This window comes from Amycolatopsis sp. WAC 04169 (assembly GCF_003947535.1).
Taxonomy (GTDB): Bacteria; Actinomycetota; Actinomycetes; order Mycobacteriales; family Pseudonocardiaceae; genus Amycolatopsis; species Amycolatopsis keratiniphila.
Map to the genome: position 1 here is coordinate 1 of NZ_QHJI01000030.1, position 1,254 is coordinate 1,254.

A 1,254-nucleotide genomic window follows, 5' to 3' on the forward strand; every position below is an offset into this window, starting at 1 on the left:
GGCGGATTCACGTGGTGGTTGCAACACGCATTGTTTGTTGGTTGAACAGTAGTGCTTCGAGGGCTTCGGTGGGTGTGTGCCAGTTGAGGGTTTGGCGGGGGCGTTCGTTGAGTTCGGTGGCGATGCGTGTGAGGTCGGCTGGGGTGTGCTGGGTGAGGTCGGTGCCTTTGGGGAGGTATTGGCGGAGCAGGCCGTTGGTGTTCTCGTTGGTGCCGCGTTGCCAGGGTGCGTGGGGGTCGCAGAAGTAGATGTCCATTCCGGTGGCGAGGGTGATCTGCTGGTGGTGGGCCATTTCTTTGCCTTGGTCCCAGGTCAGGGATTTGGCCAGCAGGGGTGGCAGGGTCTGGATGATCTCGGTCATGGCGGTGGCGACGGTGGCGGCGTCTCTGCCGTGGGGCAGGTGCAGCAGCATCACGAACCGGGTGGTGCGCTCGACCAGGGTCCCGATCGCGGATTTGTTGTCCTTGCCCAGGATCAGGTCGCCTTCCCAGTGGCCGGGGACGGCGCGGTCGGCGGCCTCGGCGGGGCGTTCGCTGATGTTGACCATGTCCTTGATTCCGCCGGGGGTGCGTTCCCGGCGGGCCTGGGCCTGCCGGCGCGGCATCCGCAGCGCCCGCCCGGTCCGTAGTGCCTGGGTGAGTTCGCGGCGCAGCGCGCCCCGGCCCTGGACATACAGTGCTTGGTAGATCGTTTCGTGTGACACCCGCATCTCCGGCTGGTCGGGGAACTCCAGCACCAGTCTCCGCGCGATCTGACGCGGGGACCATCGACGGTCCAGCCTGTCCTGCACCACCTGGCGCAACACGGTGTCCGCGGCCAGCTTCGCGACCTTCGGGCGTTTCGCGCGTTCCTCGGCCGCGTGCTGGGCGCTGACGGCCCGGTAGGCACCCGACCTGCCGGTGTTGCGGGCCAGCTCGCGCGACACCGTCGAGGCCGGGCGGCCGATCGCCCGCCCGATCGCCCGCGGCCCCAGGCCCGCAGCGGTCAGGCAGGCGATCTCTTCCCGCTCGGCCAGGCTCAACCGGACCGGCCCAGGCCGACAGGGTGCGTTACCGATCACCCCGCCAGCCTGCCGGAACAACCGCACCCCCGTCGTCGGGGACAACCCCACCGCCCGCGCCGCCGGCTTCGCCGCCACCCCAGCACGAACCTGATCCCAAAACCCCACCCGCACCGACCGCGGCAACCACCGAAACACCCGCACAACCCCGCCCCTTCCCGCAGACGGTGTTGCAAGCACCCCATGACTCCGAG

Annotated in this window: 1 protein-coding gene; it reads right to left on the reverse strand. The window is 69.0% G+C overall.

Annotation, left to right across the window (positions count from 1 at the left end):
- Positions 1-7 precede the first annotated feature (7 nt).
- The gene (locus DMC61_RS40775) at positions 8-1,240 is read right to left on the reverse strand and encodes an IS30 family transposase (protein ID WP_370456456.1); all 1,233 of its coding nucleotides are present in this window, start codon (positions 1,238-1,240) and stop codon (positions 8-10) included.
- Positions 1,241-1,254: the final 14 nt, after the last annotated feature.